Origin of the sequence: Streptomyces sp. L-9-10, assembly GCF_004151105.1 — a bacterium.
In the GTDB taxonomy this organism is placed as follows: Bacteria; Actinomycetota; Actinomycetes; order Streptomycetales; family Streptomycetaceae; genus Streptomyces.
The window spans coordinates 1-21475 of record NZ_PHRF01000041.1; the positions used below are offsets into that span (position 1 = coordinate 1).

General features: G+C 70.9%; 23 protein-coding genes and 1 pseudogene. 11 read left to right on the forward strand and 13 right to left on the reverse strand.

Annotated elements, in window-relative coordinates; genetic code table 11:
* Window positions 1-364: 364 nt before the first annotated feature.
* A pseudogene (locus CU044_RS10605) lies at window positions 365-617 on the forward strand (Tn3 family transposase); the annotation flags it as partial.
* Between the two features lie 72 nt (window positions 618-689).
* Here CU044_RS10605 and CU044_RS10610 read toward each other — a convergent pair.
* Complete coding sequence (locus CU044_RS10610; RefSeq protein ID WP_129768264.1) at window positions 690-1448, reverse strand: SDR family oxidoreductase; 759 nt, start codon at window positions 1446-1448, stop codon at window positions 690-692.
* 148 nt (window positions 1449-1596) lie between these two features.
* Here CU044_RS10610 and CU044_RS10615 point away from each other — a divergent pair, with 148 nt between their 5' ends.
* The 5 genes from CU044_RS10615 (at window position 1597) to CU044_RS39475 (ending at window position 6091) form a co-directional block, all read left to right on the forward strand.
* Entirely contained in the window at window positions 1597-2250 is a 654-nt protein-coding gene (locus CU044_RS10615) for a TetR/AcrR family transcriptional regulator (RefSeq protein WP_129768265.1), read from the forward strand.
* A 110-nt stretch (window positions 2251-2360) separates the two neighbouring features.
* The gene (locus CU044_RS10620) at window positions 2361-2831 is read left to right on the forward strand and encodes a hypothetical protein (RefSeq protein ID WP_240045480.1); all 471 of its coding nucleotides are present in this window, start codon (window positions 2361-2363) and stop codon (window positions 2829-2831) included.
* A 277-nt stretch (window positions 2832-3108) separates the two neighbouring features.
* The gene (locus tag CU044_RS10625) at window positions 3109-4233 is read left to right on the forward strand and encodes a site-specific integrase (protein ID WP_129768266.1); all 1125 of its coding nucleotides are present in this window, start codon (window positions 3109-3111) and stop codon (window positions 4231-4233) included.
* Window positions 4230-4565, forward strand: a complete 336-nt coding sequence (locus tag CU044_RS10630; protein ID WP_129768267.1) for a helix-turn-helix transcriptional regulator — start codon at window positions 4230-4232, stop codon at window positions 4563-4565. Before CU044_RS10625 ends, CU044_RS10630 begins: the two co-directional genes overlap by 4 nt.
* The gene (locus tag CU044_RS39475; protein ID WP_129768268.1) at window positions 4562-6091 is read left to right on the forward strand and encodes a hypothetical protein; all 1530 of its coding nucleotides are present in this window, start codon (window positions 4562-4564) and stop codon (window positions 6089-6091) included. The genes CU044_RS10630 and CU044_RS39475 overlap by 4 nt, the downstream gene beginning before the upstream one ends.
* A 25-nt stretch (window positions 6092-6116) precedes the next feature.
* On the opposite strand, the gene CU044_RS10640 is transcribed toward CU044_RS39475, so the two are convergent.
* Window positions 6117-6473, reverse strand: coding sequence for a hypothetical protein (locus tag CU044_RS10640; RefSeq protein ID WP_129768269.1), 357 nt, complete (start codon window positions 6471-6473; stop codon window positions 6117-6119).
* 630 nt (window positions 6474-7103) lie between these two features.
* Here CU044_RS10640 and CU044_RS38475 point away from each other — a divergent pair.
* Window positions 7104-8156 carry a DUF4157 domain-containing protein gene (locus tag CU044_RS38475; RefSeq protein WP_240045507.1) on the forward strand — a complete coding sequence of 351 codons (1053 nt, stop codon included), beginning with the start codon at window positions 7104-7106 and terminating at the stop codon, window positions 8154-8156.
* 100 nt (window positions 8157-8256) lie between these two features.
* Here the strand turns inward: CU044_RS38475 and CU044_RS40015 are convergent, their stop codons facing one another.
* A complete protein-coding gene (locus CU044_RS40015; protein ID WP_275670185.1) occupies window positions 8257-8382 on the reverse strand; it encodes a hypothetical protein in 126 nt (41 codons plus the stop codon).
* The gene (locus CU044_RS10655) at window positions 8366-8575 is read right to left on the reverse strand and encodes a hypothetical protein (protein ID WP_240045481.1); all 210 of its coding nucleotides are present in this window, start codon (window positions 8573-8575) and stop codon (window positions 8366-8368) included. Before CU044_RS10655 ends, CU044_RS40015 begins: the two co-directional genes overlap by 17 nt.
* 264 nt (window positions 8576-8839) lie before the next feature.
* On the opposite strand from CU044_RS10655, the gene CU044_RS10660 reads away from it, so the two are divergent.
* Both CU044_RS10660 and CU044_RS10665 read left to right on the forward strand, forming a co-directional pair.
* Entirely contained in the window at window positions 8840-10183 is a 1344-nt protein-coding gene (locus tag CU044_RS10660) for a sensor histidine kinase (protein WP_129768270.1), read from the forward strand.
* 110 nt (window positions 10184-10293) lie between these two features.
* The gene (locus CU044_RS10665; protein ID WP_129768271.1) at window positions 10294-10959 is read left to right on the forward strand and encodes a response regulator transcription factor; all 666 of its coding nucleotides are present in this window, start codon (window positions 10294-10296) and stop codon (window positions 10957-10959) included.
* On the opposite strand, the gene CU044_RS10670 is transcribed toward CU044_RS10665, so the two are convergent.
* From CU044_RS10670 to CU044_RS10685, 4 genes are all read right to left on the reverse strand, one after another.
* Entirely contained in the window at window positions 10920-11249 is a 330-nt protein-coding gene (locus CU044_RS10670) for a DUF6332 family protein (RefSeq protein WP_129768272.1), read from the reverse strand. The genes CU044_RS10665 and CU044_RS10670 overlap by 40 nt on opposite strands.
* 60 nt (window positions 11250-11309) lie before the next feature.
* Window positions 11310-12056, reverse strand: a complete 747-nt coding sequence (locus CU044_RS10675) for a maleylpyruvate isomerase family mycothiol-dependent enzyme (protein ID WP_129768273.1) — start codon at window positions 12054-12056, stop codon at window positions 11310-11312.
* Window positions 12057-12079: 23 nt separating this feature from the next.
* Window positions 12080-12427: a hypothetical protein gene (locus tag CU044_RS10680; RefSeq protein ID WP_129768274.1), complete on the reverse strand. Its 348-nt coding sequence runs from the start codon at window positions 12425-12427 to the stop codon at window positions 12080-12082.
* A gap of 95 nt (window positions 12428-12522) precedes the next feature.
* Complete coding sequence (locus CU044_RS10685) at window positions 12523-13794, reverse strand: MFS transporter (protein ID WP_165371849.1); 1272 nt, start codon at window positions 13792-13794, stop codon at window positions 12523-12525.
* Window positions 13795-13911: 117 nt separating this feature from the next.
* Between CU044_RS10685 and CU044_RS10690 the strand changes: the two genes are divergently transcribed.
* Window positions 13912-15129, forward strand: coding sequence for an ROK family protein (locus CU044_RS10690; RefSeq protein WP_129768276.1), 1218 nt, complete (start codon window positions 13912-13914; stop codon window positions 15127-15129).
* A 76-nt stretch (window positions 15130-15205) separates the two neighbouring features.
* Here CU044_RS10690 and CU044_RS10695 read toward each other — a convergent pair whose 3' ends face one another.
* Together CU044_RS10695 and CU044_RS10700 are read right to left on the reverse strand one after the other, a co-directional pair.
* Entirely contained in the window at window positions 15206-15730 is a 525-nt protein-coding gene (locus CU044_RS10695; protein ID WP_193563926.1) for an ATP-binding protein, read from the reverse strand.
* A gap of 257 nt (window positions 15731-15987) precedes the next feature.
* On the reverse strand, window positions 15988-16305 hold the full coding sequence (locus tag CU044_RS10700) for a hypothetical protein (RefSeq protein WP_129768277.1): 318 nt from the start codon (window positions 16303-16305) through the stop codon (window positions 15988-15990).
* 289 nt (window positions 16306-16594) lie between these two features.
* On the opposite strand from CU044_RS10700, the gene CU044_RS10705 reads away from it, so the two are divergent.
* Window positions 16595-17731, forward strand: coding sequence for a PLP-dependent cysteine synthase family protein (locus CU044_RS10705; RefSeq protein WP_129768527.1), 1137 nt, complete (start codon window positions 16595-16597; stop codon window positions 17729-17731).
* Window positions 17732-17811: 80 nt separating this feature from the next.
* Here CU044_RS10705 and CU044_RS10710 read toward each other — a convergent pair whose 3' ends face one another.
* From CU044_RS10710 to CU044_RS10720, 3 genes are all read right to left on the reverse strand, one after another.
* Window positions 17812-19896, reverse strand: a complete 2085-nt coding sequence (locus CU044_RS10710; RefSeq protein ID WP_129768278.1) for a hypothetical protein — start codon at window positions 19894-19896, stop codon at window positions 17812-17814.
* 162 nt (window positions 19897-20058) lie between these two features.
* A complete protein-coding gene (locus tag CU044_RS10715; RefSeq protein ID WP_129768279.1) occupies window positions 20059-20493 on the reverse strand; it encodes an SRPBCC family protein in 435 nt (144 codons plus the stop codon).
* A gap of 70 nt (window positions 20494-20563) precedes the next feature.
* Window positions 20564-21451, reverse strand: coding sequence for a DeoR/GlpR family DNA-binding transcription regulator (locus CU044_RS10720; protein WP_129768280.1), 888 nt, complete (start codon window positions 21449-21451; stop codon window positions 20564-20566).
* Window positions 21452-21475 lie beyond the last annotated feature (24 nt).

Genomic DNA, 21475 nt, shown 5'->3' on the forward strand with positions numbered 1-21475 from the left:
CCAACCGGCCCCTACACGAAGCAAGTTCATTCGCCCTCATACCATCAGGAAACCACCAAGACGACCACTTGCCCAGAGACGTAACAAAGCCCTACTAGGGCCTCTCGTTTGGATCATGCCGGGCTGATCCAAACGAAAGACCCTAGGCTAGGTGTGTCGTCCGGTTCGCCGGGGCGTCCCGTACTCCGGCCTCGGGGAACAGCGGTTGGCGCCGAGAACGATCATGGTCGGCCAGCACACCGGCTGGAGGCTCCGCTGGGGTTCGCGGAAAGATCGCCGGGCGGGTACCGGCGCTGGCTACGGTCCGCTCGTGCCGGTGGGGTTTCTGACTGATGAGCAGGCTGAGGCGTACGGGAAGTTCGCCGAGGACCAGCTCGGCGCGCCCGGTCTGGTCCTCAACGCCATCGTGCTCCGGACGACGCGCTACATCGACGCCGCCGTCGCCCAGCTCCAGGCTGAGGGCCACGAACTCCGCGAGGAGGACATCGCCCGGCTCTCCCCGCTCAAGCACCGCAACCTGAACCTGCTCGGCCGTTACAGCTTCACCGCCTCGAACCCCCGCCGCCGGCGTCCTGCGCCCGCTTCGGGACCCTGATGCGCCGGAGCTGGACGAGGACGAGACCGGCTGGGAGCGAGTCGGGGCCGTCGCTGCCTGCGTCTCTATAGGCCGTCGCCCGGTCACTCAGAGGTCAGAGGAGGGCGCCGCCGGAGACCTCGATGCGCTGGGCGGTGACCCAGCGCAGGCCCTCGGAGGCCAGCGTGGCGATGGCGTCGCCGATCTCCTCAGGTTCGCCGACGCGGCCGAGCGCGGTCTGTCCGGCCAGAACCTGGCGCATCTCGGCGTCGTCCCGCATCGCTCCACCGTTGAAATCGGTGGCGGTCGGTCCCGGGGCGATGGAGTTGACCCGGATTCCGCGCGGGCCGAGTTCTGCGGCGAGGGTGCGGCTCAAGGCTTCGACGGCGGCCTTCGAGGCGGAGTAGACCGAGGTGGCGGGGCTGGTGTGGCGGGTCAGTGACGTCGAGACGTTGATGACGCGGCCGCCTCGGGTCAGCAACGGCACAAGTGACTGGATGAGGAAGAACGTGCCCCGGACGTTGGTGCCCATCACCGTGTCGAAGTCGTCGATCGTGACGTCCTCCAGCGGTCCGAAGATCCCCACTCCCGCGTTGTTGACCACGATGTCGAGCCGCGAAGTACCCCAGCGCTCCAGCTGCTCGCTCAGTTCGGAGGTGAAGGACGCGAAAGAGGAGACGTCGCTGATGTCGAGCCGGAGAACAGCGGCAGTCCCACCCACCGCCTGCACCTGTTCCACCGTCTTCTCGGCCCCGGCCGCATCACCGCGGTGGGTGACCACGACCCGCACCCCGCGTGTGGCCAGAGCGATGGCCGCGCCACGTCCGAGGCCGCGATTCGCACCGGTCACCAAAGCGATCTTGTCGATCGTCATGAACTGTTCCTCCACCGCGCGGCCACCGGAATTCACCCGGCGCCACAGATACCATGCGAGTCACTCGACTCGCCTTGCTCTCGTACCGTAAGCAGGACTCCCGAGGCGAGTCAAGTGACTCGCCTCGGGTCTGCGGCATACTGTCCGCATGGCAGCAGAACTCTCCGCACACCACCGCAGACTCGCTCAGCAGAAACGCGAGGCGATCACCACCGCAGCCACAGAACTGTTTTTGGATCGCGGCTACGACGGCACCTCACTGGCCCGGATCGCCGAAGCGGCCGGGGTCTCGAAGTCCACCCTGTTCAAGCGGTTCCCCACCAAGGCGGCCCTCTTCGAGGCCATCGTCACCGAGTCCTGGCAGCGTGACGCCGGCGACGCTGCCGCGCGGCCACAGGCCGGAGATCTGCGCTCCGGACTGACAACCGTCGGCCACCGCTATGCCGACCTGGTCGGCCAGCCCGGCATGACAGCCCTGTTCCGGATCGTCATCGCCGAACTGCCTCGTTTCCCCGAACTGGGACGGATGCAGTTCCAGCTCGGCAAACTGCCCTACTTCACCTCCGTTCAGCACTACTTGGAATCCGAGCACGAGGCGGGCAACGCTGATGTCCCGGACGCGGCGAGCGCCGCGAACCAGTTCCTCGGCATGATCGCCAACTACGTCCTGTGGCCCCGCATGCTGCTGACCGACTGGAACCCCGCAGCCTCCGACATCAACGACGCCGTCGAACAGGCCGTCCAGACCATGCTCGCCAGATACACCCCGACCCGCCGGCCTGACCCGAAGCCGGAACGTTGACACTGGCGCGCAATGCTCAACATCCGCGACGCCTCCACTCGGCGGCGCATGTCGGTAAACGAGGGTTTGACGACAGGTAAGGTCCGATCCTCCGTACGACGGGGCCCGCAGTGGCGAACCTGGTGAACCTGGTCTACAAGCGGGTCTCGACCGACCAGCAGTCGACCGCCCGGCAGAACCTCGTCCTGGACGAGGCCGGGATCGAGGACCCGGTTGTCTTCGAGGAGGACCCGGGCACCTCCAGCCGCCTCCACCCGCTCCAGCGGCCGAGGTTTCGCGAACAGGACATCCCCGCCCCGGAGTTGCTGGTCACCCTCGACATGCCGGGCAAGGTCGCCGACTTCCTTCGCTCGGCCGACCTGGAGCCTGCCGAGCGGGCCGCGCTCGACGAGGGGGCGACCGTACGGCGAGGCCAGGGCTGCACCCTGCGCGTGACCGCCATCCCCGCCGTGCACCGTCAGCTCCTCGACCGCTGCCAGCCGCTCGACGGCGGCCAGGGTGTCCCGGCTGTTCCGGACCGGCGCAAGGCCCGTCGCGAGTACGAGAACCGCGTCAGCACGCTCGCGCCGATCGGACCATGATCGTTCTCAGCGTCAACGGCTGTACCGATGTTCCAATCGCCGCCAATTGCATTGGATGCGAACTGGCGACGGTTGATGTGTCGGCACCAGCAAGGGCGGACGACGCGTCGCTGAACAGGGGCGTCGGGCTCCGTTGCGTCGCGCGACGGTAGCGGCTGGCGAGCCCCGATGGCCAGCCGCTGTCACTCGTCCGGATGGGCGGCCTGCGGTTTCGCCCCTGACTCGCATCCGATGCGGTTTTCTCGCATTGGATGCGAGCTACGGAGAGTGGTGGACGGTGAGGTTCAACGGGACGGTCCCGGGGGCGGCGAGACTGCACCTGACGGACGGCGTCGCACTGTTGCGGCCGGAGGAACAGGTCTTCTCCGCGATGCTGGGCGGATTCGCCAATCAGCAACTCGCACGGAACCTGGCCCGCTCGACTGTCGAAGGGCGGGAGAACACGGTGAAGGCGTTCACCGCCTACGTGAACGCCTTCCCCTGGCAGTGGACGCCGGCCATGGTGGATGAATGGCTCGGTGACCTGCGCTCATTGCGTGATCTGAAGCGTTCGACGATCCGCTCGTACTCCGAGGCCATCCGCTCCTTCTGCCACTTCGCCACCGACCCCCTCTACGAATGGGCCACCACGTGTGAAGAGCGGTTCGGCTCCCATCCGGTCCAGATCGTGCACGAGTGGAACACCGCGGTGCACGTCCAGGACAACGAGTCCGAGGCGAAGAAGCGTGCCTTTACCAAGGCCGAGCTGCACGCCTTCTTCGCTCACTGCGACGACGAGGTGGCTCGCATCCGGGCCTTCGGCCGCAAGGGCTGGCTGCCCGCGTTCCGCGACGCGACGTTGTTCAAGACCGCGTACGCCTTCGGCACGCGACGCAACGAAACACGGATGCTGGACGCCGCTGACTTCGGCCGCAACCCTCACGGCGCCGAGTACGGCGAGTTCGGTCTATGCCGCGTCCGGTTCGGTAAAGCCAAGAAGGGCTCGCCGCCCAAGCGACGCACAGTGCTGACCGTCTGGGACTGGGCCCCCGACATCCTGGACGAGTGGTTCACCGAGGTCCGGCCGCTGTTCGGAGGCGAAGGGAACCCGGCCGCCTGGCCCTCTGAGCGCGGACTGCGGATCGGTTGCCAGCGGCTCAACTCCCGGTTCATCACCTACCGCCAGGCCCTTGGCCTGGACGAGGGACTGGACTTCCATTCCTTCCGCAGGTCCTACGTCACCCATCTGATCGAGGCCGGCTGGGACCCGCGCTTCGTCCAGGAGCAGGTCGGTCACGACCACGCAAGCACGACCGCGATCTACACCTGCGTGAGCTCCGACTTCCGCACCCGCACACTCCGCCGACATCTGGACGGCACCATTGCCGCCGCACTGGAGAGCCAGGCCGGGAGGCAGAGGTGAAACGCAAGGTCGGCTACACGTGGAAGCTGCGCGAACTGATGGGCACTCACGGCATGTTCACCACCACCGAGCTGGTGCCGCTACTACGTGACCGCGGCATCGACCTGTCAGCTTCCCAGGTCCACCGACTGGTCTCCGGCACCCCCGAGCGGTTGTCGCTCCAGGTCTTGGCCGCGCTCTGCGACATCTTCTCCTGCACGCCGGCTGACCTGGTCACCACGACCGCCGAGAACGCCGGAGTCCGCAAGACCGCGACCGGTGATCTCCCTGCCTTGCCGACGGCGGTCGCGAAACTGCGGCCCCGACCGGCCCGAATCCTTCCTGACGAATGAGCCCCGCCTACACCCCCGAGGAGTGCGAACGCTGGCACAAGAGGACTTGCGCCCGCTGTCAGCGCCACGGCTGGTTCGCCGCCCGCTGGTCGGACGGCTTTGTCTGCCGCACCTGCCACGACAAAGCTCTCTGTATTCGTGGAACCTGTCCCGAGTGCGGAGTCGAGCGTGCTCTTCTCGGCCTACGTCCGAGCGACCGCATGCAGATCTGCTCCGACTGCGCGGGCTTCATGATGTCCTATCGATGCTCCCGCTGCGGAGAGGAAGGCAAGCTGCACGGAGGCCGGCTCTGCACCCGCTGCACCGTTGCCGACCGGCTTTCCCAGCTACTGGACGACGGCACCGGCCGCATCCGCCCCGAACTCGTTCCGCTGGCCGACTTGCTTCGGACCATGGACAGGCCGTTGTCCGGTCTCGCCTGGCTCGACCGGAACAAGGAACGCCCCGATTCCACCGCCGACTGGCTACGCCGACTCGCCACCGGCGACATCGAGCTGACCCACGAAGCCTTCCACAGCCTCGAACCCTGGCGGGCCGCCGCCCACCTGCGGGAACTCCTCATGTCCTGCGGTGTCCTACCCGCCGTCGACAAGCGGATCTGCTCGCTCGAACGATGGCTCATCGGCCACCTCGCCGACATTCCTGACCCCGACCACGCTCAGGTCATCCGCCGGTTCGCCACCTGGGAAGTGCTCCCACGCCTGCGGACCAGCAGCCAGAAGAAGCCGATCACCCCGGCAGCCCGTCGACATGCCGCTGACCAGGTTAAGCAGGCCACAGCCTTCCTCACCTGGCTCGCCGCCCGTGATCACACCCTTGGCACCTGCGGCCAGACCGGCATCGACGCCTGGCACACCGAGCAGAACGAGTACACCCGCAACACCATGCGAGCCTTCCTGCTCTGGTGCTCGGCCAGCAAGCTCACCCGGCCCTTCCGGCTGCCCCCGGTCCACATCCGCCGGGCCACCCCGATGCCGCAGCCCGAACGACTGGAACTGATCGGGCAGCTCCTCACCGACCCGGACCTACCGCTTCGTACTCGGGTCGCGGGCGTGATCGTCCTGCTCTATGCCCAACCACTCAGCCGAGTCGTGCGCCTCACCCTGGACGACGTCGGCCACAGCAACGACCAGACGTTTCTCCGCCTCGGCGAACCGCCGTCCCCAGTGCCAGAACCGCTTGCGGAACTGCTACATCGTTGGATCAGCAGCCGGGACAACATAAACACCGCGACCAACCACGCCTCCCGGTGGCTGTTTCCCGGCCGCCGGGCCGGACAACCGATGCACCCCGACGCTCTTGCCGCGCTCATCAATGACATCGGCATCCCGATCACGGCTGGCCGCACAGCCGCGATCCGGCAACACGTTCTGGAAATGCCCGCGCCGGTCGTCGCTGAGGCTCTCGGCTATCACCGGGTCACCACAGCCAAGCTCGCGTCCGAGGCCGGAGGCACCTGGAGCCGATATGCCGCCGGAGACCACTGGCGGTCACCACCCGGCTGGACCCCACAGAGCAATGCCTGAATCTGCGGTCGGCCGAATGAACCTTCTACTCCGCAGGAAGAGGACTCAACGGGATCTGGGACAACGCCCAGCGCGTGAACGTGAGCAGATCCTCGCCGACGATGTCCTCAAGCCGTTCGAAATCCTCCGGCAGCACGTCGAGCAGGAAGTGCTCGACTTCCCGGTCGGCCCGCTTGATCAGGACGAGGCAGCGATAACAGGGCTTGGGAGGACGCTCAAGAAGGATCGCTCGCAGAGACCCCGTCGCATCCTCGGCCAGGTACTGATCCAGCCATCCAGGCTCGCGTCCCCTGCCGAGGTTGAGGCGCTCGCTCTTCGAACTCAGCTCTATGAGGACCTGCTTGGTCACACGCTTGATCTCTTTGGGGACGTTCAGCGGCATGAAGGCAGGTTATCCACCAACGGCCAGAACGCGAGGGGCTGCCAGCACAGACCATGGCCTGCGGCACCCCAACACACAGTGACTGCACCGACGCTTTGGCAGCAATACTCGCGACAGTTGAATACGCGAGTCCACCAGTACCGAGGCCGTAGAAGCCCCCGAGTTCGCGGAAACTGAAGGTTCTTCAGCGCGAACCCACGGGTTCACCGGTGTGCGTCAGGCTGATGCATCGGTGAGTTCGGGTGGAACACGAGGATGGTGAGCGATCCGAAGGGCTTCGACGGTGGTGTCGGCGGACATCTTCGCCTATGGAGGGCGCCCGCCGAACTGCCAGTTGTGCACCTCAATCGTTCCTTGACCGGGTTCCTCACGCGCGTGCAGCGATCCCCGGAACGGCCTCCGGTGCCCACTCGGGGGGGGGCATCCACTGTGACCGTGAGGGCAGTTGACCGGCTGCCCCGAGGTTGCCCCCACGGACCTTCCGCCGCCCTGAGCGGTCCGGTAGGACTGGAAGATCAGCCGTCCAGCGTGAAGGGGATCGTCGTGCGTGCACACCGAACACCAGCCCAGCGGGCCGCTGAACAGGACAAGGACCGCCGTGCGGCCGTGCCCATCACCCCGGCTCAGCGGATGCTGGCACTACAGCGCTCGGTGGGCAACGCGGCCGTGTGCCGTGCCGTGGAGGAGGAGCGGCACGTGCACGCGGCGGGCTGCGGCCACGACCAGGTCGTGCAGCGCCGGTCGGCCGTGCACGAGGTGCTGCGTTCGCCGGGGCGGCCGCTGGACGCGCCGGTGCGCGAGGAGATGGAGGCCCGGCACGACGGTGCCGACTTCGGCGGGGTGCGCGTCCACACCGACTCCGCGGCCATGGACTCGGCGGCGGAGATCGGTGCGAAGGCGTACACCTCCGGCTCTCACGTGGTGTGGGACGGCCGGGACAAGCACACCCTCGCCCATGAGCTGACCCATGTCATCCAGCAGAGCCGGGGTGTCGTGCCGGGTACGGACAACGGCTCGGGCCTGCGCGTCTCTGACCCCTCGGACTGGGCCGAACGCCAGGCGGAGGACACCGCCCGGCAGGTGATGACGGGCCCGGTGCCCGCGCTGCGGGCCATGCGGGACGAGACCACGGCCGGGCGCGTTGCGGCGGCGGGCGCGACCTCCGTGCAGCGCATGGAACTGGCCACCAACCCGACGACCCTCACCGAGAGCGACTCCGACTACAGCTCGGAGGACGACCTCAGCGCCCAGGAGAAGCAACTGCCGGCACTCACGTCCGAGAGCGCCGTGGCGGCCGCGGTTGCGGCGGGCGGCGAGACGGTGGTCACGCTGTGCCGGGGTGAAGATATGCCGAAGATTCGGGCGATGCAGCAGCAGAGTTCGGCTGGCGGCGCGGCCTCCGACTCGGCCACCCCCGCGCCCACTGCCGAACAGGCTGCGGCGCAGTTGGCCAGGGGCAGGCGCTACCCGGAGTTCACGACCTCGAGGTACACGGCACGGCAGTTCAGCCGGCAGGGACCGCGAGGCGTCGTGGTCGTCCGCATCAAGGCCAAGTACCTCATCAAGGGGTCCGAGCCCGAGGACGGTTGGGTCGCACTGCACAGTGCGCCGGTCGAGGTGATCGCCGTGGTCGACCGCAGTAAGGGCAAGTCGGCGTCGGGGAAAGCGGTCAACGCCTCCTGAGCAGCTCAGCCGGGCCGCCCGGCGGACCGTAGGGGCAGGCCGTCCGACCCCTTTCCGTGCTTCCGGATCTCTTCAAGGAGGCAACCAGGTCGAGCGGGTTTCATTGCGAGGGCTGCTCGGCGGCCTGCTGCAGCAGGGCCAGTGCTGAGTCTGCGTAGCGCATCGCGGTCTTCTCGTCGAGCCCGAAGACCTCCGCGAGGTGGAGTGGGTCAGGGCCTTTGGCCATGGCTTCTTCGAGCCAGGACCTGCATCTGATCCAGGTGCCCGACGTCCCCGCGGATGGTGCCGTCCGCCAGCCCTGCCGAGGCCCGTGCGAGGACGAACCCGGACAGGACGTCGGTCTCGAACCGCTCCAGCTCCTCCGCCGACGCGGGCGCCCAGTGCTCGCGCAGGTCCCGTACGACTGCCAGCGCCGCCAACCCGAGCCTCCTCACCTTCGACCCGACTGCGGATCGGTCGGACGAGATGAGAATGCTTCGGGAATCCCGAAGTTACGTCACAGGCCAGCAGAGCACACGAAGGAGGAAGAACCCCCCGGCCACAGGGGCAGGGGCTCGGCCGGGCTCAGGAGAACTCACGGGATGTCGCACACTCCCCGAGGCGTCCCGTACTCCTCCGGGAGTACGCCTGATCACCCCGCCCGGCTGACGCCCGGAACGCGCCGCCGGTTTAGCGTGACCGCTATGGAAGAGCAGCACAGCCGCCGGGGCCGGTGGCGGGAAGGGAGCCGGGCCGGGGGCCGGGGCGCCGACGGCCCCCACTGCCGGCGCACCGGTCCTCCCTGGGCGCGCGGCGTCGGCCACCGGCCGTACGACGGGCCTCTCCGGGGACAGGACGGACCGCCGTCCCGGCTGGACGGGGCACGCCGTCCCGGCCGCCGCCCCGGCGGCAGGAGAGGCCGGCTGCCCTGGCGGTCCACCCTGTTCCTGGCCGTCTTCGTCCTGGCGGGGACCGCCTTCGCCGCCGCCGACCAGCCCGATCGGCAGCCCCTGGACGTCTACGCGCGGCTGCTGCTGCTCGCCGGTCCCGCGCTGCTGCTGTTCCGCCGGAAGCACCCCGTCGTCGTTGTCTTCGGGGTCTGGGCGACCGCGCTCGTGTACTTCGCCGCCGGTTATCCGTACGGACCTGTCTTCGTCACCGTCGCGCTCGCCTGCTTCGCCGCGATCGTCACGGGTCACCGGCAGGCGGCCTGGTGGGCGGTCGGCACGCTCTGGGCGGGGCATCTGCTGATCGTGCACTGGCTCTACCGCTGGCTGCCCCCGGCCCACGACCGGCCCGCGCCCTGGGGAGAACAACTGGTCATCGCGGCCTTCGTGCTCGCCCTCTGCGCGGCCTCCGAACTCGTACGGCTACGCCGTGAACAGTGGGCCAGGGAAGGCGCCGAGCGTGCGGTGGCCAAGAAGCGCCGGGAGAACGAGGAGCGGCTGCGGATCGCCCGTGAGCTGCACGACGTACTGGCCCACTCCATCTCGGTCATCAACGTCCAGGCGGGCGTGGGGCTGGCCCTGCTCGACTCCGATCCCGAGCAGGCCCGCACCGCCCTCACCACGATCAAGGCGGCGAGCAAGGAGGCACTCGGCGAGGTACGGCAGGTCCTCGACACCCTCAGAACGCCCGGCGACGCCCCGCGCGCCCCCGCCCCGGGCCTCGACCGGCTGCCCGAGCTGGTCGAACAGGCCGCGAGTGCCGGACTGGCCGTCGACATCCGACGGGACGGGGAACGGGCGGCGCTGCCGCCCGGCATCGATCTGGCCGCCTTCCGGATCATCCAGGAGGCGCTGACCAACGTGGTGCGCCACTCCGGGTCCCGTACGGCCGAGATCGGCCTCGGTTACGCGCCCGAGCTGCTGGAGCTGCGTATAGACGACGCGGGCCCGGCCACCGGCGGCGACACGGGCGGCGGCGGCAACGGTCTGGTCGGCATGCGCGAGCGGGCCGCCGCGCTCGGTGGCACGATCGAGGCCGGCCCGCGTCCGGACGGCGGTTTCCGCGTACGGGCCACGCTCCCGCTGCGCCCCGGAGACTGAACACCCGGCGTCCGGAAGCGGCCCGCACACGCCAGGGCCGGAACACCCAGGGCCTGAGCCGAGCTTGAACACCCAGGGCCTGAGCAGGGCCTGAACGCCAAGGAGACACCGTGATCCGTGTACTGCTCGCCGACGACCAGTCGCTCGTACGCGCCGGCTTCCGCGCGCTGCTCGCCGCCCAGCCGGACATCGAGGTCGCGGGCGAGGCGGCGGACGGCGAGGAGGCGCTGCGACGGGTGCGTGAACTGAGCCCCGATGTGGTGCTGATGGACATCAGGATGCCGCTGCTCGACGGGCTCGCCGCGACCCGCGGGATCACCGAGGACGGCCGGCTCGACCAGGTGAAGGTGGTCATGCTCACCACCTTCGAACTCGACGAGTACGTCTTCGAGGCGATCCGTTCCGGCGCCTCCGGCTTTCTCGTCAAGGACACCGAACCGGAGGAACTGCTGCGCGCGGTGCGGGCGGTGGTGGAGGGGGACGCGCTGCTGTCCCCGGGGGTCACCCGTCGGCTCATCGCGGAGTTCGCGTCCCGCTCCAAGGCGCCGACGGGCCTCGCGGAACTGGCGGTACTCACCGAGCGGGAGCGGGAGGTGATGGCCCTGGTCGGGATCGGGCTCTCCAACGAGGAGATCGCCCGCAGGCTGGTCGTCAGCCCGCTCACGGCCAAGACACATGTCAGCAGGACGATGGTGAAGCTGGGCGCCCGCGACCGGGCCCAACTGGTCGTCCTCGCCTATGAGTCGGGGCTGGTACGGCCGGGCTGGCTCGGCTGACCGGCCCGCGTCTCCGGTCGCCGTCCCGGGAGTTGTCCTGTCGGGCCCCGGCCGGGGCGCGGGAAGCGCCACAGGACCTGGACGACGCGCGCCACGAACGCGAGACACGCGGCGACGGCGGCGACGCTCCGGAGCGCGTCGGGCAGGTCGAAGTACCACGCGGGTCCCGCGATGACGCCGTACACCAGCGCCGCCGCGAACGCACCCGTCAGTACGGCGAAGCCGATCTCGACCGTGATGGCGTCCCGTTCGGCGTCGCTGCGCGTGGTCCCCGCGATCCGCTTCCCCATGGTCCGAGTCTGACCTCGCCCGTGGCCCGGGGCAAGACGCCACCCGGGGACGGGACGCGGTCAGACGGCGGATCTCTCGCGCCAGAGCCGGGCGGTTTCCGGATCGCCGGTGAGGGTGAGGGCGCCCGGCGGCAGCCGGTTCCAGAGCGCCAGATAGAGCCGCTCGGCGGGACCGGCCATTTCGCAGTCCGCGGGGCCCTCCGCGGTGCGGTCGGTACGCGGAGGCCCGGCGGAGATCCGTACCGTCCAGACGTCGTCCGTGTCCGTCGTCCGTACGCGCAACACCCGCGGTGCGTCGGACCGTACCCGGCTGCGTTCGCGGCCGTGGAAGCCGGTGAGCAGCTCGTCGATGCCGTCCGCCGCCAGACCGGTGCCCAGCGGAGGGGCCGCCGTGTCCCGGACCGGCCCGAGCGCGGAGTGCGCGTCCACGCGGTGGACCGCCGTCTCGTGCGCCTGCCGCCGGGCCCAGAACGCGAGCGGTGTGGGCGCGGGCAGGAAGGTCCAGCAGGTCAGTCCGGCGGGCGCTTCGGCCAGCGCGGCCACCAGCAGAGCGTGTGCCTCCCGGTACCACTCGACGAGCGTGTCCCCGTCGAGATCAGGCTCGGCTTCGGGGCGGCGGGGATTGAGCTGCCCGTTCGTCACGAAGCCCGTCGCCCAGCGGTGGACGGTGCCCGCGTGCCGCAGCAGATCGCGGATCCGCCAGTCGGGACAGGTCGGCACCGGCGCGTCCGTACCGGCCTCGGCCGCCGCGTCGGCCAGGGAACGGCCGTCGCGGGCAAGGCAGATCAGGTGTTCAGCGGTCTCCACGCCCCGCATTGTGCCAGTCGGCGTCAGGCCCCGTGGGGGTGCGCCGACCCCTGCGTGTGACGGAGCAGCCGTACGAACGCCCCGATGGCCGCCGCCTGGATCAGCACCGAGAGCACCAGCGCCGGATAGAGGAAGCCGGCGGACTCCGCGACCGCGTCGCCGACCAGCCCGCCGCCGACGAAGAACGCGAAGATGGTCGGCGCGGCGAGGAAGAACAGCCACACCCCGGCGAACGAGGCGTCCTGGTGCTGTACGAAAAGGGTGTCGACCGCGACGAACACCGTCACCGCCGCGACCAGGCCGAGATAGACCTGCGACGCGCGATTGCCGAAGGTCAGCCGCGCGAGTCCGGTCAGCCGTCCTGAGTTCATTGCTCTGTCTCCCCTGAAGTGGTTGTCCCCTCCAGGGTGGTTCTGTCCGAACGGATGTGCCTGAGTACGGCTACTCATCCGTCGGTCGTGCTCACTCAGGCCGGCCGCGCGGACTCCGCGGGGTCCGCCGACGCGTTCCGCGCGGAGTAGCCGATGAGCGCGGCGGCGCCCGCCAGCAGGGCCACCGTGGTCAGCGCGAGAGGCAGCGTGAACCAGTCGGCGAGAAAACCGATCGCGGGCGGCCCCAGCAGCATCCCGCCGTACCCCAGCGTCGAGGCGGCGGCGACCCCGCCGGGCCCTGCCAGCGCCCCCGCCCGGCCGATGGCCACGGGGAAGATGTTGGCGAGGCCGAGACCGGCCACGGCGAAGCCGGCCAGAGCCAGCGATGCGCTGGGCGCGAGAGCGCCGACCAGCATGCCGAGCGCGGCCGTGACGCCGCCCGCGACCAGGGCGCGGGTCTGGCCGAGGCGCTCCAGCAGAGCCGTACCGGACAGCCGTCCCGCCGTCATGGCGAGGGCGAAGAGCGAGTAACCGGCCGCCGCCAGACCGGGGGTGGCGCCCAGGTCCTGGGTGAGATGGAGCGCGCTCCAGTCGGCCATCGCACCCTCGCCGTAGGCCGTGCACAGGGCGATCACACCGAAGAGGACGACCAGGCGCCGGGTGCGTCCGTCGAGCCGCCGCGGCCCGGCCGCCGTCCCCTTCACGGTCTCCGCCGGCTCGCGCTCCCGCTCCGTACCCTCCGGAACGGGCGCGTGGTGCCGGAGCAGCGCGGGGCCGGTGACGGCGGTGACGAGCAGACCGGTGCCGGTCAGGAGCGAGAGATGGACGGCGGGGGAGAGGCCGCCCGCGACCAGCCCGCCCAGACCCGCCCCGATCATGCCGCCGAGGCTGAACGCGGCGTGGAAGCTGGAGATGACCGGGCGCCGCAGGGCGGCCACGAGATCGACGGCCGCGCTGTTCATCGCGACGTTCAGCCCGCCGTACGCGGCGCCGAAGACCAGCAGTACCAGCCCGAGCGTGAGGGCCGAGTGCGTCTGCGGCGGCAGCACGATACTCAGCGAGAGCAGTACGGCACACACCACCGTCACCGGATGGCTGCCGAAGCGCCGGCAGAGCCGGCCGGTGAACACCATCGTCACGACGGCGCCCGCGGAGACGCCGAGCAGCGCGAGTCCGAGGGCGCTCGCCGAGGCCCCGGTCTGCTCCTTGATGGCGGGGATACGGACCACCCAGCCGGCGAACATGAAACCGTCGAGGGCGAAGAACACGGTCAGCGCGATGCGGAGGCGGGACAGCGAGGACCGGGAGCCAGGTTCTCCGTCGCGCCCTCCCGAGAGGACCGTCCTTACTTTGTTTAGGTGCGGCACAAAGTGAGCATAGGGGCCCTGGCCCGTGCTCACAAGCCGCCGGTGGCGCCCCGCGGGCCGTCGGCAGTGCCCGACGGACCGTCGGCACGGGGCGCGGATCATGGGAGACTCGCCCCCATGAACGGCAAGGGGACGACCGCCCGGACGAGGCTGGAGAGAGGCCGCGGCGCACTCGGTCCGGCACTGGAACTGGTGCACACCGGCCGTGCGCCCACCCGCGCGGTGCTGACCGCGGAGCTGGGAGTCACCCGCGCCACCGCGGGCGCGGTCGCCGCGGAGCTGGAGGCCCTCGGTCTGATCCGGGTCGACTCACGTCCCGGCGCCGGCGCCGGTTCCCAGGGCAGGCCCTCGCACCGGCTGTCCGTCGACGACACGGGGCCCGTCGCGCTCGCCGCGCAGGTCCACGCGGACGGCTTCCGGGCCGCGTTGGTCGGGCTCGGCGGCCGGATCGTCGCCACCGCTCCCGTGCGCGGTACGGTCACCGCGGATCCGGCGCAGATCCTCGGGGAGGTCGTCGAGGCCGGGGCGGGGCTGCTGCGGACCACCGGGCTGCGCTGCGTCGGCGCGGGCCTCGCCGTACCGTCGGCCGTCGCCGAGCCGGAGGGCACGGCGCTCAACCCCCTGCATCTCGCCTGGCCCGCCGGGGCGCCGGTGCGGGAGATCTTCGCCGAGCGGGTACGCGCGGCGGGCATCGAGGGCCCCGCGTTCACCGGCAACGACGTCAACCTCGCCGCGCTCGCCGAGCACCGGCACGGCGCGGGGCGCGGCGCCCAGCATCTGCTCTGTGTCGCGACCGGACACCGGGGGGTGGGCGGCGCGCTGGTGCTCGACGGCCGGCTGCACACCGGCAGTGCGGGCCTCGCCCTGGAAGTCGGCCATCTCACGGTCAACCCCGAGGGCCGCCCCTGCTATTGCGGCAGCAAGGGCTGTCTCGATGTCGAGGCCGACCCGCTCGCCTTCCTGACCGCGGCCGGCCGCGCCCCCGGCCCGGAGGTCTCGCTGCTCCAGCAGGCCCGCGACCTGCTCCGCACGGAGCACGCGGACCCCGCCGTACGACGGGCCACCGAGGAACTGATCGACCGGCTGGGGCTCGGGCTCGCGGGGCTGGTCAATATCCTCAACCCCGACCGCATCATCCTGGGCGGCCTCCACCGGGAACTGCTCGACGCCGACCCGGAACGGCTGCGCGCCGTCGTCGCGGACCGCAGTCTGTGGGGCCGTAGCGGCGGCGTACCCATCCTGCCCTGCACCCTCGACCACAACAGCCTGGTGGGCGCGGCCGAGGTGGCGTGGCAGCCGGTGCTGGACGATCCGCTCGGCGCGCTGGCCCCCTGACCGTGGGCCGTTCGGGTGGTCCGGGTGCTTCGGGAAGCGGCGCCTTCGCCGGAACGCCGCCGGCGGCCGGTCACGGTCAGCTGATCACGGCCGACCTGGCCCAGGCGTGCCCGTGTTCCCTGGTCATGGCGCCGAACTCGGCGCCGGGAAAGGGGCCGTCGGTCGTCGCGCCGTACACCGGGCGCAGCGGCAGGGCGAGCGCCGCGGGCGGTGCGGTGAGGGTGAACCAGATGCTCTTCCCCGTGTCCCCCCGGGCCCGTATGCCCCAGCTCTCGCTCACCGCCGCGATCAGGGCGAGGCCACGGCCGCCGGTGTCGAAAAGACTCGCGTCGCGGATCGTGGGGAGGCGCGGATCATGGTCGCTGACCGAGACCATGAGCCGTTCGAGGAGAAGCTCGATATCGACAGTGCACCGTTTGTCCGGCTGTGCGTGCCGGTGGACGTTGGTGAGCAGCTCGGTGACACCGAGCGCCGCGTAGTCGATCAAGGGATCGAGATGCCAATAGCGCAATTGCGCCGAGATTATTCTGCGGACCTGTCCGATCCGCGACGGCAGGGCGTGGAGCTCCACCGTGCAGTGCCTGCTGGGCTGGCTGATCACGGCCACGACTCCCCGAAAAGAGGTCCGGAAGAAGACGAAGATCGGATCCAGCAACTGGCGCGTTGCCGATCCCGCCCGGCGGGGCTGGATCACAACGTCACCGCCGGTTAACCCTGAGTGATGTGAGATCAGAGTGAACCCAGGGGCTCGGCTTCGCAACTCGGGCAGACCGGACCGCCGTTCGTGGCAGGTTTCCAGTGAATTCCGGCAGAATTCCGGACATATTTCGGGCGGGCCGGTGGGGCGTGCCCGGCGGCTCAGGTTTTGGTGTGGCTCGCCCTGCTGACGGTGTCCATGAAGCGCCCGGCGAGCGCCGTCGCGTCGGGCCTCCGGCCGCGCTGGCCCATGGTCAGCCGGTAGCGGATCCCGTTCAGGGTGGCGACCGTACTGCCGCTGCCCGCGAACCACGGCTTGGCCGTACGCACGGCCCGCAGGGGCGCGCTGTCGATCACCCGGCCGTAGCTGGTCAGCAGGGCCAGTCTGCCGTCCTGGATCAGGACCTGGCCCGCCCTGGTGAGTGAGCGGGGCCATCGCTCGATCCGTACCCCGCGCGCGCTGAACTCCGGCTCAGCCATGGCTCTTCAGCCCCCTCCGTGCCCATTCCCCGTGCCCGTTCCCCTCAAGTCCCCTCAAGAGTCCCCACAAGGCAGTGTGCACAAGTATGCGGGCAGGCACCAGAGCGCGTTTCCGGCGGGGTCCAGAAGCGATTCCTATGGCTGCCCAAAGTCAATGTTTGCGCAGGTGGTGGCGGTACCGTTAAGGGACGGGGGCCGGTTCGACGGACGAGGAACGGCGCGCATGACTGGACGAGACGGATCCGGTACCGACCGGACGGCGGCGGCCGCGGGCGGGACGACGGCGCCCATGGACGGCCGGGCGACGGCGCTCACGGACGGCCGGGCGACGGCGACCGTCGACGTGGACCGCAGCGATCCCGCCTACCGCGCATGGCTCAAAGAAGCCGTACGGAAGGTCCAGGCCGACGCCAACCGCTCCGCCGACACGCACCTGTTGCTCTTCCCGCTGCCCGAGCGGTGGGGAATCGATCTGTATCTGAAGGACGAGTCGACCCATCCGACCGGCAGCCTCAAGCACCGGCTCGCCCGCTCGCTCTTCCTCTACGGGCTGTGCAACGGGTGGATCAGGCCCGGCGCACCGGTGATCGAGGCGTCCAGCGGCTCGACGGCCGTGTCCGAGGCGTACTTCGCGAAGCTGATCGGGGTGCCCTTCATCGCCGTGATGCCCCGTACCACCAGCGCGGAGAAGTGCCGGCTCATCGAATTCCACGGCGGGCGCTGCCACTTCGTGGACGACTCGCGGAAACTGTACGAGGAATCGGCCCAGTTGGCGGCCAGGACCGGCGGCCACTACATGGACCAGTTCACCTACGCCGAGCGCGCCACCGACTGGCGCGGCAACAACAACATCGCCGAATCGATCTACCAGCAGCTGAGACTGGAGCGCTATCCGGTGCCCGCGTGGATCGTCGCCACGGCCGGCACCGGCGGCACCTCCGCGACCATCGCGCGCTACGTCCACTACATGCAGTACGACACCCGCATCTGCGTCCCCGACCCGGAGAACTCCTGTTTCTTCGACGGCTGGACCCGGCACGACGCACAGGCGTGCAGCGAGCGCGGCTCGCGGATCGAGGGCATCGGCCGGCCGCGGATGGAACCGAGCTTCGTGCCCGGCGCCATCGACCGGATGATGAAGGTGCCGGACGCGGCGAGCGTCGCCGCCGTGCGCGCCCTGGAGCGGGCCATCGGACGCAAGGCCGGCGGCTCCACCGGTACCGGGCTGTGGAGCGCGCTGAAGATCGTCGCGGAGATGGTGGCCGAGGGGCGCAAGGGCAGCGTGGTCACCCTCCTCTGCGATCCGGGCGACCGCTATCTCGACAAGTACTACTCGGACGCCTGGCTGGCCGGACAGGGGCTGGACATCGCGCCGTACACGGAGACGCTCGACCGCTTCCTGGAGAACGGCGTCTGGCCGGACTGACGGACCGGCGGACGGACCGGCGGGCTGGCCGGCGGACTGACGGGCGGAGGGGGCGGCGGCGCGGAGGGGCTCTGGGCCTCTCAGCCGATCGCCCGGAGGCCGCCCCCGCCGGTGAGCCGCGCCGACAGCCGTACGGAACCCTCCCGGGGCGCCCGCACCGCCAGCGTCGTCGCCCTCGTGTCCGCCCGCACGCTGCCGGTGGCCTCGATCCGCGTGACATCGCGGCTGCCCGCGGCGAGCAGGAACCACTTCCCCGAGGGCGACTTCCAGCGTGTCCCCGCCAGGATGTGCTGCCCGTACCTGCCGCAGGACGCGGTGTTCCCCTTCTCGGCCACCACCGTGCCCGGCGCGTTCGCCACGGACGCGGGCCGCTGGAACTGCACCAGGATCCGGCCGGGGCCGCGCCAGGTGTCGGCCCGCGTGCAGACCCAGGTGGACCGCCCGCCCGATTCCGGGAGCGACTGTTCCGCGAACGCCCAGTTGTTGACGGCCCGTACGCCGGAGCCGCGCAGCGTACGCAGCGAGCACGCGGTACGCGCCCAGCTGAGCAGCGCCGGACCGCCCGTGGCCTCCTGGGGGCCGCGCGCGGGCGCGTCGCCGGGAAGCGAGGTGTACGTGAGATGCGCCGGGGAGGGTTCGCCGAGGTCCGTGACGAGGAACGAATGCCGTTCCACGATCCGTTCCGAGGAGCGCAGCTCCAGCACCGGCCAGGCCACGCAGTCACCGCCGGACGCCGGAGCCGGTACGGCGCCGGTCACGCCGTCGGCGGAGACGTCGAGGCCCCGGGCGGGAGTGTCGGGCGCCAGCAGATCGCGGGTGGCCGACCCGGCGATCCAGGGGGCGAGCAGATAGCGGGCTCCGTCCGGGGTACGGCCGACCGTGAGCGCGGCGGCCGTCGTCATATCCGCCTGGTCGGCGCGGGCGAAGGCCAGGGACGGCGCGTCCGTGCCGGGCGCCGGCTCCCCTCGGTTCCCCGACTCCGGCAGCGACTCCGGCAGCGGCTCCGACCCGGGCAGTGGCCCCCGCTTCGGCACCGGCACCCGCGGCGCGACCGGCTCCGCGTACCGGACGATCCGCTGGCCGTCGTGGAGCAGGACCACCGCCGCCCCGTCCAGATCGCCCGCGTACAGCAGACGCGGCGGCTGCGCGGGCGGCGCCGTACCGGTGCCGGGGGTGGCGGAGACCCTGACGGCGGGCCCCGGGCCGCCCCAGACGCGCAGCGCCCGCTTCAGCAGCGCGGTGTCGTCGGTACGGCCGCCCCTGGCAGGCCAGACGGAGAAGTCGATCCGGGAGGTGTTGGCCCACGCGTCCCGCGGCGCGCGTTCCAGCAGGGCCGGGTCGAGGGCGCGGGCGAGCGCCGCGGTACCGGCCGGACCGTAGAGGTAGCCGTCCCCGCGGACCCCCGCGACGGATCGCTCCGGGGCGCCGTCCTCGGGCAGGGACACCGCCAGCACCGCCCCGGCCAGCGCGATCGCGACGGCCGCCGCCGCGATCCTGGACCGCTGCCTGCGCCGCAGCAGATCGGTCGGCCGGGTGTGCACCGTACAGGGGTCGAACTCCGCGGTACCGAGCAGCTTTCCGGCCCGGCCGTCCCGGTGGGCGGCGAGCCGTTCCGCCGTACGCACGGCGGCGGCCGGGTCCGCCACCCCGGCGTCCTCCAGCAGAGCGCGCACCGCCTGCTCGGACAGGCCCTCCAGCACACGCAGGGAGAGCGCGGCGCGCGCGGGCGCGCTGACCGTGGACAGGGCCTGGTCCAGGGCGAGTTCGTCGGTGCCGCCGGCCCGGGGGAAGAGCCGCAGCCCCACGACGAGCGGCAGGCCGGCCCGCGGCCGGGAGGCCCGCACCCGCCACCAGGGCGACGGCTGGTCATGGGTGAGCGCGGCGCGCAGCACCTGACCCCGTAGCCAGGCGTAGGCGGAGCCGCTCGGCGTGCGCTGTCCCGGCACCCGCGCCCGCGGGCCGCCCTTGCGCGCGGCCGGCAGCACATGCTGGACGGTGGCGTGCGCGGTGAGGACGCGTCGGTGGCGGCCGAGTGCGGGAGGGAGGGTGAGATAGGCGAGCCGGACCAGCCGCGGGTAGTGCTCGACGAGGGCGGCCTCGGCGTCATTGACGCCGGGACGCGGGCCCGTTGTGGCGTTGTCGGTCGGCTGTCGGTGGGTCGGCATGGGGACGGTGCCCTTCCGCATGTGCTGACGCGTCGTCGCTCGGCGCTGCTCAACAGGCCAAACGAGCGAAGGGGGCGAAGGTCACAGCGGAGTGATCATGTCCGGCCCGCAGGACGGAAGTTGACGCGTCCTCGGCCGACATCACGCGGGGTGGACACGGTCTCAGTGACGCAGCAGCCGGTCAACGGCGCGCCCGAACACCACCCTTCCGGCACGTTCGGTCAGCGGGGCGAGCGGCCTCGGCAGCAGACCGATCCGCAGCTCCTCCTCCCAGCGCACCAGCGTCCCGCCGGCCGCTTCCCGTACGTGGATCTCGGCCCAGCCCGTGATGGCCCGGCCGCGCTTCGCCAGCCGGCAGAGGCCGGGGACGCCCGGCGCGGGCGGCTGCCAGCGGACGACCTCCATCGGGTCGTCGAACGCGGCGCGGCCGAGTCCGGTGCGGGCGACGAAAACGGTTCCGGTGCGGGTGGGACCCGGCGTCAGGACGGAGATCCGCGTCAGCGGCACCTGGTGCGCGTGGGCCGGCCAGTCGGTGAGCCGGCGCCAGACCTCGTCGGCGGACAGCGGTGAGGTGCGGTCGATACGGAAGGCGCTCACCCGGCGATCGTAAGCCGCAGGTCCCGCCCGGAGCCGCACGTCCCGCCCGGCATGATCCGAACGAGAGGCCCTAGTCGTCCTGCCGCGGTACGGCTCCGCCCGTCGGCTCGCTCTCCGGCGGCTCCGCCGGCCCCTCCGGATCGCCCGCCACCACCAGCCCCGGCAGGTACTCCGCGATCTCCTCACGGGCCGCGGCCGGCAGTCCCGAGTCCGTCACCAGCGTGTCGACCTGGTCCAGCGTCGCGAAGGAACTCAGCCCCACCGTCCCCCACTTGGTGTGGTCGGCGACGACCACCACCCGGCGCGCGGACCGTACGAAGTGCCGGTTGGTCTCCGCCTCGCCGAGGTTCGGGGTGGACAGACCGGCCTCGGCCGAGATGCCGTGCACCCCGAGGAAGAGCACATCGAAGTGGAGCGAGCGGATCGCCTGGTCCGCCACCGGGCCGACCAGCGAGTCCGACGGCGTACGGACCCCTCCGGTGAGCACCACCATCGCCGCCCCCGGCCGCTGGCCGCCCCCGCCCCCGGCGGCCCGCTGGCCCGTGTGGAACACATCGGCGACCCGCGTCGAGTTGGTCACCACGGTCAGATCCGGTACGTCCAGCAGATGATGGGCCAGGGCGTACGTGGTCGTACCGCCGGACAGCGCGATGGCGCTGCCGGGCACCGCCATGGCCGCCGCCGCCCGCGCGATGTCCTCCTTGGCGCTCAGTTCCAGCGCCGACTTCGCCTCGAAGCCCGGTTCGTGCGTGCTGGCCTCGACCACCGGCACCGCGCCGCCGTGCACCTTCTCGATGACACCCTGGCGCGACAGCGCGTCCAGATCGCGGCGCACGGTCATGTCGGAGACGCTGAGCCTGCGCGTCAGCTCGTTGACCCGGACCCCGCCGCGGCGGCGCACCTCGTCCAGGATCAGGGCACGGCGCTGCTCCGCGAGAAGATTCTGGTTGTCGCTCACCGCAGGGCCGGTCCTTCCACGTCG

Coding starts and splice junctions, on each gene's coding strand:
- CU044_RS10610 (WP_129768264.1), bottom strand. CDS start 1,448: ATGACGATCGACAAGATCGCTTTGGTGACCGGTGCGAATCGCGGCCTC.
- CU044_RS10615 (WP_129768265.1), top strand. CDS start 1,597: ATGGCAGCAGAACTCTCCGCACACCACCGCAGACTCGCTCAGCAGAAA.
- CU044_RS39475 (WP_129768268.1), top strand. CDS start 4,562: ATGAGCCCCGCCTACACCCCCGAGGAGTGCGAACGCTGGCACAAGAGG.
- CU044_RS10640 (WP_129768269.1), bottom strand. CDS start 6,473: ATGCCGCTGAACGTCCCCAAAGAGATCAAGCGTGTGACCAAGCAGGTC.
- CU044_RS38475 (WP_240045507.1), top strand. CDS start 7,104: ATGCTGGCACTACAGCGCTCGGTGGGCAACGCGGCCGTGTGCCGTGCC.
- CU044_RS40015 (WP_275670185.1), bottom strand. CDS start 8,382: ATGGCCAAAGGCCCTGACCCACTCCACCTCGCGGAGGTCTTCGGGCTC.
- CU044_RS10660 (WP_129768270.1), top strand. CDS start 8,840: ATGGAAGAGCAGCACAGCCGCCGGGGCCGGTGGCGGGAAGGGAGCCGG.
- CU044_RS10670 (WP_129768272.1), bottom strand. CDS start 11,249: ATGGGGAAGCGGATCGCGGGGACCACGCGCAGCGACGCCGAACGGGAC.
- CU044_RS10680 (WP_129768274.1), bottom strand. CDS start 12,427: ATGAACTCAGGACGGCTGACCGGACTCGCGCGGCTGACCTTCGGCAAT.
- CU044_RS10690 (WP_129768276.1), top strand. CDS start 13,912: ATGAACGGCAAGGGGACGACCGCCCGGACGAGGCTGGAGAGAGGCCGC.
- CU044_RS10700 (WP_129768277.1), bottom strand. CDS start 16,305: ATGGCTGAGCCGGAGTTCAGCGCGCGCGGGGTACGGATCGAGCGATGG.
- CU044_RS10705 (WP_129768527.1), top strand. CDS start 16,595: ATGGACGGCCGGGCGACGGCGCTCACGGACGGCCGGGCGACGGCGACC.
- CU044_RS10710 (WP_129768278.1), bottom strand. CDS start 19,896: ATGCCGACCCACCGACAGCCGACCGACAACGCCACAACGGGCCCGCGT.